This is a genomic window from Candidatus Dormiibacterota bacterium (assembly GCA_035536395.1).
Classification (GTDB): Bacteria; Patescibacteriota; Saccharimonadia; order UBA4664; family DATLOE01; genus DATLOE01.
The window spans coordinates 1-7,391 of sequence record DATLOE010000007.1 but is presented as its reverse complement, the minus strand read 5'-3'; the positions used below and the strand labels follow the sequence as shown (position 1 = coordinate 7,391).

Genomic DNA, 7,391 nt, shown 5'->3' with positions numbered 1-7,391 from the left:
AGCCGATCCGGAAAGAGTGGTGTCTGCGATTTTGGTCATACCGCCAAGGCCCGTCCAGCCTCCATTGGCACAGCCACGGAATTGGCTGGAGTTTGAATTATAGTAAACAGCTCCATTAGTGCAAGTAGGGTCGCCAGTCGTATTCTTTGTACCCAGTACCAACAATACCGGCGTGGCTGAGGCCGAGCCAAGAGTGATCTTAAGACCTGATGTGTCGGCTGTCAGTAGATTGGTGGCCCCTGAGTCAGTCTGGATAACAAAGGCTGTCGTACTTGTTTTATTAATCATATTAGTACCGGTAAAGGTATTAGCGGCACTTAAGAGTGCTACATTACTACTTAAGGCACTATCTGCTACCTTGCCGGCTGTTGAGATGGTATTAAGCTTAGAGTCAGTAATAGAGCCGGCTAGCTCGGCATTCTCTATCAGTTGGCCGAGGAGAGAAACGGAGGAGTTTAGTCTGGCATTATCTACAGTGCCAGAAGTTAACTGGGTGGCATTTAGGGAGGTAAGTAAGACTCCGGAAACAGCTGGCAGCTGGGTGGAGGCGTTTAGCTGGACTAACTGAGAAACACCATTAAAGCTATTGCCTTGGATGGTGACATTGGAGCTTAGTGCACTATCTGCTACCTTGCCAGCTGTTGCGATAGTATTTAGCTTGCTGTCTGCAATACTGCCAGCCAGTTCGGCATTCTCTATCGTTTGGCCGAGCAGAGATACATTGGCAGACAATCGCCCATCAGCTACGGTACCACTGGATAAGTTGGTGGCATTCAGTGAGGTAAGGGAGGCACCGGAGCCGCTGAAGGAGCCGGCTATGATGGTACCGGATACATTAATATTACCGGTCTCTTGAACTCCTGGGCTTGTGGCCTGCAGTGAGGCACAAGTGCCGTTGGGGCAGGTGGCAGTACCACTGGGGCCTTGGGAACCGGTTGGGCCGGTTGCACCTGTAGCTCCAGTTGAGCCCTGGAGGCCCTGTTCCCCTTGCGGGCCGGCTGATCCTTGGATACCTTGGGTGCCTGGTTCGCCTGGCGAGCCCTGCAAGCCGACTGCGCCTTGAGGACCGGTTATTCCGGCTGGGCCGGTTTGCCCGGCAGTGCCCGTCGCACCTTGTTCCCCTCTTAGGCCGCGCTCGCCGGGGTAGATTAGATACTGGTCGACAAGCAAACCGGTTCCCCCGCCGATGAGAGCAGTGGCCAAGACAAGCGGAACTAAGCGGCTAAGTAAAATCTGCCCAGCCGAAGAAACGCCAATAGCAAAGGGTTCACACAAAATGATATTCAGTTTTGATAACTTGTTGTGTACCCGGTGCAATAGATTATTAGGCTCTTGCCTCATCACACCTAAAAAGTTATAGGATTACATAATAACTCTTATGTTTATTAAATGCAACTTTTTTTACCCCTGATGCACAATCCCGTGCTCATCTACGTAAATTTCCCCGGGGATAATATAAGACTTATCGGCTGATGCTGGTGCAGACTCTGGCGGCGGCGAGGCGGCGGCTGGAGCAGAAGTTGCTGCAGGCGGCCTGGGGTTGGTTTTAACTACATCCGATATCTTCGTGCTGCTCGCTTGTTGGGCAGCTGGGTTACCTTGCACCGGCTTTACCGCCTGTGGAGCGGCCGGTGTGGTTTGATTTGCAATTGGTGCCGGTTTTACAGCCGTAGTAGCAGTCGGTGGTATTGGAGACGCTTGCTCGGTTTTAGCGGGCGGGCTGGGCGGAGTTTCTTTAACTGGAGCTGCTTCTTTCGGCTGGTACAGAGGGACTGGCCGTGAAGTTTGTAAACGAACCGATATATCGCTTTCTGCCTGAGGCCTGGCTAGCCCATGCTTGGCCGCAGAAAGCTGTTTAATGGCTAAGCCCATCTCGGCATTGGCAACCCCCAACGGCGGCAGCGCAGTAACGCTAAACGGCTGGGAGGGCACCCCGCCAATCATCATCTTCATCACTGTATTAAAGTTTGGCAAATTAATAATGTCGCGCGCGTCAAACACCGGAGCAAACTGCTTTACTAAAAACTCTGCGTCTTCCGGCCCACAGCGGTAGCTGGCAATTGTACCGACATTGCCAAACACAGACTCTTTTATCTCCTCCGTCAGCTGGCCGATAAACTGGTTGGCCACTACTAAGTTCAGGCCGTACTTGCGCGCTTCGCTTAGAACCTGGGCAAACGAATCGGTCGAAAAGCTTTGGAACTCATCTACATACAGGCAGAAATCCGGCCGCTGAGCCGGGTCTGCTGCCGCCCGGCTCATAGCCGCCGCCTGAAACTTAATGACCAAAATCATACCCAAAAGCTGAGAGTTCAGATCCCCCACCCTTCCCTTACTAAGGTTCACAATTAGAATCTTCTTCTGGTCCATAATCTCGCGCAGGTTAAAGGCCGATTTGGTCTGGCCTAAAATGTTGCGCATCATCTCATTGCTAGCAAAAGCGCCGAATTTAGACACGAACCACCCCAGCATCTCGCTCTTATGATAATCACTGGTTTGAGCCATTTCTTTGGTCCAAAAATCTACTACAGTTGGGTCGGTAACGTGTTTGAATTTACGTTTTAAGAATTCATTGTCGGTAAAAACCTTGGGGATTTCGATTATCGTAGCCCCGGCCGGATCGGCCATTAAAGTTAAGGCGGCGTTACGATACCAATGCTCAAACCGCGGGCCAATAATGCCAGTCTTGCCAGGGTCATACATCTTATAAAGCATATTAATGCTCTCTTGAATCAAGAAATCTTTTTGAGCCGGGTTGCTGAATTCGAATAAATTCAGGCCGAGCGGGTACTCGGTATCGGCTGGATTAAAGTAAATCACATCCTCCGCCCGGTTTTTCGGCACCATGTTCATTAGCCTCTCAGCCGTATCGCCGTGAGGATCGATAAATGCAAAACCGCCACCAGCCAGCATATCCTGTACCGCTAAATTCTCTAGTAAGGTAGATTTACCTGTGCCTGTTTGGCCAACTATATAAGTATGCCGCCGCCGATCGTCAGCGCTCAAGCGAATCTCTTTCTTGGCGCCTCTAAAAATGTTGTAACCGAACAGTAAGCCGCCTGGCGAAGTGGCCACTGGTCCGTCCACTTGCTTAGATCTCTGCTGCTGAAGTCTGGAGGTCGGTATATATTGCGAGTCGGGCAGATGGAATAGGGTCGCCAGCTCCATGCTGTTTACAATATTATTGTTTAATTCTGGAGGGAAAAACCGAAATATAAAAGCCGTAGCGAGGCCTGCTATGTCCTTGGCCTCCATAAACTTGAATCCGTTCATGCCGGGTGCCTCAAATAGCGCGAAGGCATTAATAATATTACGCAGCATTACATGCGAACGGTCATAGGTCGGAGAAGATGCCAATACTCTAATTAATATCTCGTATGAGGGATGCTTGGTCTTTTCTTCGATCTGCTCCAGTATCGATTCCTCTAGCTTGCTTGGCCGGTAGACCTGCTCTTCCTGGTGAGCCTGAGACGGCGCCTTCCAGGCCGCCTTAGCTAGTGTACCCGGTGTAATACTGAGTGTGCCGCGTTTGGTGCGCCTTTTCTTGGCAACTATATCAAGCGCGTGTTTAACCCAGTGCCGGCTAGACGGCCTAAGCATCACCTGCACAGCTGCCCCCTCGCCTGGCTCTATCTTGCTAAGAGCGTTCAGTAATGCCTCAAGTGGATCGCGCTCAAGGGTTTCGTAGGTAGCTATCGGGTAGGCGGCCTCATGCTTGAGTGTCAGCTCGCCGCCACTGGTGCCGGTTAACTTGCCTTGGGGGTTAAAAATGTTGTGATCTTCGACCTCCTCGAGCCTGGCTCCAGGATAGGCTGTTAGAATCGCCTGTTCAATGACCTCCACCATAGATACCGGTACAGCCGCAAAGAAGTGCACCAGGCCGTTGCTGGCAATAATTTCAAAAGCTATATGGCGCTGCCCATAAAAATTACTTCTAAAGCCTTCTTGCGCGGTACCAGTAATTAAATCGTAAAGCACTTCGGCTTGGGAAATCTTTTCTTTTAACACATCTCTGGCGTCCCTATGAGGGTTGTCTGCATGATCGGTCGGGGGTGGCAAGTGGATTAAGAGCGGCACCATTTTCAAGCCGCGTTCAATACCCTTGGCCCTCCTAAGCGCTCTTCTATATGCCAAAAAAGCGATTCCACCTAGAATCAGGCCGAAAATTATAAACGCAATAACCAAAAACAGTATATTACTCACGGGACTTACTTCACCTCACTATATTCTAGCCTTATTATACTCGGGTTTAATAAGGCCGCCAGATGGTAGACTGCAAAGTCTGCGAATGATGTAAAAAATACATTACTGACCTGGTTTTTCAGGTTTCTTAACCTCATGCCCATACCTTTTCTTCAAATAATCTACCTGTAGTTCCTCAATTGCTTCTTCTTCTAGATATGGATCGTTCTTTGTCTGCTCAACCACCTTATTAGCTTGATCCACCCACTCCTTTTCTATTACATCCACGTCTTCGGCTAGTTGAGGGTTAGACTGCTCAGACATCGATGCACTAGCCTGCTCGCCCTTGGCATATGTCGGCACAGTCGACTGCTGGGCGGGAGGGGTCGTCAAATTAGAATCTTCGTCGGTCGGCGGAAGAATTGGCGGAGTATCAGCAGTAGCAGGCGGTTCGGCCTCAGGTGGAATGGGAGCCGGCTGGGTATCGGGCTGAAACTCCGGCATTTGTGCCGGTTCTAAATTAGGATTTGGCTGAATATCAGGTTTGGGCTGCTCGTCCATTTCTTCCTCACTTTTATAAAAATTATACCACTTATGGTTAGCAGTGAGAAGCAAGAGCGAGCATACAATTCATATATTTTAGCCAGATCAAGGAAGAACGAGTAGCGTATTGAGGCGTATTGAATATACGCAGAAAGAGCAACGCAGGTGATGACGCCGAAATGGCTGAAATAGGTGGACTGCTAGCTGTGGATCCAGACGGGCGTGCCCACCGGCGCCCACCCAAACAGAAACGCCGCCGCAGCCTCCGGCATATTCACACAGCCATGTGAGCCGCCGTAGTAATAATCTGAGCCGCCGAACTGTGAACGCCAGCTAGCATCATGCAGCCCGTAATCGGCATGGAACGGCATCCAATACTTCACAAATACGTTGTAGTCATAGCCTATGGCGTAGCCATTAAGGTTGCGGTTGGTCTGCTTATTATAGATTGCGAACATACCCTGAACTGTTGGGAAGCCCGCACCGGTAGCGCCACTTGTAATTGGAGTTTCAAACACCAGTTTGTGGTTGTCATATGCCCACAGACGCTGGCTGCTCAGATTGATCTCTATGTACTGCCCGTCCAGGGTCGTGACCCTACTATATTCCGTTTTGTAGGCAACGGGTTTGGTCGGGGCGGCCATAGCAAGCGCTTTTTGATCGCTCAAGGATTTAATTATGGCTTCCACCACCGGCGCCTCGTTCAGCATCAAGCCATCGGTTCCTGCTCTCTCTTCGCTCGAAACTCCGTTTTCTATTCGGATTTTTTTATTAACCGGCTTCACATAAATCGCGTTGGCCACTGATTGCAGGTAGAACCGAACCTTGTCGGCATTAATCTGAGGCTTTAAACCCGGCTGCTCCGCTGGCAAGGCTTTCTCGTAGGTAATCCACTCTCCTATATCAGCTGGTGAGGGAGAAAAGCTTTTATCACCATGAGTGATTTTAATCGGTACGGCCAGCAGTTTTTGAGTCTGATCTACGACTGGCTTCACATGTTCTTCCTGAATCCTAGCGGCCTGTATGGTTGGGATGATACTTATCAACTGGTCGCCTGGGTTAGCAACAGCTGATTCTAGCAGCCGCTCCATGTCTGAGGCATTAATAGCCTTGCCATCTTTATCGGGCTGGATCTCCGGCTTGCCACCTTTAATCACAATCGCGGCATCTATCGGAGCGACCCCTGTTTCCTGAACAATTTTTGCAACTAGCTGGCTTTTGGCCGCTTGGTTAAGCCGGTAAGCGTAGCGCAAGTCACGATCGGTACGTTGCTGAACAAGCTCCCAAGGCAAAAAGCCGCCGTTGCGACCCACCAAATAAGCCGACTCAACCGAGGCACCCACATCATAGCTAGCCCCTAGCTCCTCGGCGGTAATTTGATACTTGCGCCCGGCAGCTTCGATCTTAATGGTGTAACTGCTTGTTCCTTCAAGCAGCCTCTGCTCGGCCTGATGCCTGGTCATACCCCCGACAGATATGCCCGAGAGCTTTACGCCCGGATATATTTTGCCAGCATAAGCTGCCGATAGCCCTAGCTGCAGACTGAAAGCCGCAACCATGATGGCACCCGCAACCAAGACGGATTTTCTTACCAGATCCGTATGGCGATTAAGCCTGAGTTTAATCTCTGGCCAAAGGGTTAATAAAGACGATTTTGCTAGTTCCAAGCTTTTTTATTTTTTAAGCAATATTAGCAACCAGCCAATACACCGCTGGCTTAATAGTATTATAACGCTTATGCTTCTGATTTGGCTAGTCTTTGATAAATCAGAGCGATTACTTCCTGGGTGCCGCTCCAAACCGTTTCTTCAGTAAAGCAAGCACCTTCTTCTCCCCCGCCTCGGCTTCTTTATCAGTCAGCGTTCTATCCATAGACTGGAAATGAAGCCTGATAGCTAGGCTTTTATGGCCCTTGGGCAGATCTGATCCGTAATAGTCACTAAGGAATTCGGCGCTGGCCAGCTCTGAAGCATTAATGCCCTGCTCAATCTTGTTCCAATTTATATCGCTTTTTAGCACAATCGCAATATCGCGCTCAATGGATGGATAGCGACTGGCTTCTCGGTACACCCTGGGTATAACGGCAGACATAAGTCTATCCCAGTCAACTTCCAGATAGCCAATTTCTGCGCTAATTTTATGGCGTTTAGTCAAAACCGGATGCAGCTGGCAAAGCAAGCCGATTACCTCTGTGCCGGCCTTAATAACAGCCGCATTGGCCGGATGCGCCATAGTCCCAAAAGCCTGGGGAGTAATGCTTATCTGCAGGTTAAACTCTCTGGCCAGGCAATCGAGCGCCCGCTTAGCGCTTTTATACCCACCGGCCTCGGTACGAATCAACACCCCTAGTCTCAGGGGTTCTGCCGGCAGCTTGCCTTCTCCCCGGCTCACATAGACCCTAGAGAACTCAAACACGCCGAACTCGCGACTATACGAGCGATTACGTTCAGCTGTTTTAAGCAAACTCGGTAGCAAATCTGAGCGCAGATACGCCTGCTCGCTAGAAAGCGGGTTCTTAAGCTTCAGGTGTCCGGCAGGCTTTGCTCCAATGTCTGCAATCTGCTTTTCACTAATGAAAGAGTAGGTGCTAACTTCAAAGAGCCCCAGTGAGCACATAATATCCTTAGCTCTCCAGATCGCCGACCAGCGCTTATCGAATGTAATTG

5 protein-coding genes are annotated in these 7,391 nt (G+C 50.1%); all 5 read right to left on the bottom strand.

The window, feature by feature from the left end:
• Positions 1-1,344 (bottom strand): hypothetical protein (locus tag VNA68_01680; protein HVE80829.1); only part of this gene is annotated, 1,344 nt, incomplete at its 3' end.
• A gap of 57 nt (positions 1,345-1,401) precedes the next feature.
• A complete protein-coding gene (locus VNA68_01675) occupies positions 1,402-4,203 on the bottom strand; it encodes a DUF87 domain-containing protein (protein HVE80828.1) in 2,802 nt (933 codons plus the stop codon).
• A 102-nt stretch (positions 4,204-4,305) separates the two neighbouring features.
• Entirely contained in the window at positions 4,306-4,743 is a 438-nt protein-coding gene (locus VNA68_01670) for a hypothetical protein (GenBank protein HVE80827.1), read from the bottom strand.
• Between the two features lie 182 nt (positions 4,744-4,925).
• The gene (locus VNA68_01665) at positions 4,926-6,392 is read right to left on the bottom strand and encodes a L,D-transpeptidase/peptidoglycan binding protein (protein ID HVE80826.1); all 1,467 of its coding nucleotides are present in this window, start codon (positions 6,390-6,392) and stop codon (positions 4,926-4,928) included.
• 109 nt (positions 6,393-6,501) lie between these two features.
• Positions 6,502-7,391 (bottom strand): hypothetical protein (locus tag VNA68_01660; protein ID HVE80825.1); only part of this gene is annotated, 890 nt, incomplete at its 5' end.

What these genes read in the sequence shown, in the direction of transcription:
- VNA68_01670 (HVE80827.1), bottom strand. Translation starts at nt 4,743, where the DNA reads ATGGACGAGCAGCCCAAACCTGATATTCAGCCAAATCCTAATTTAGAA.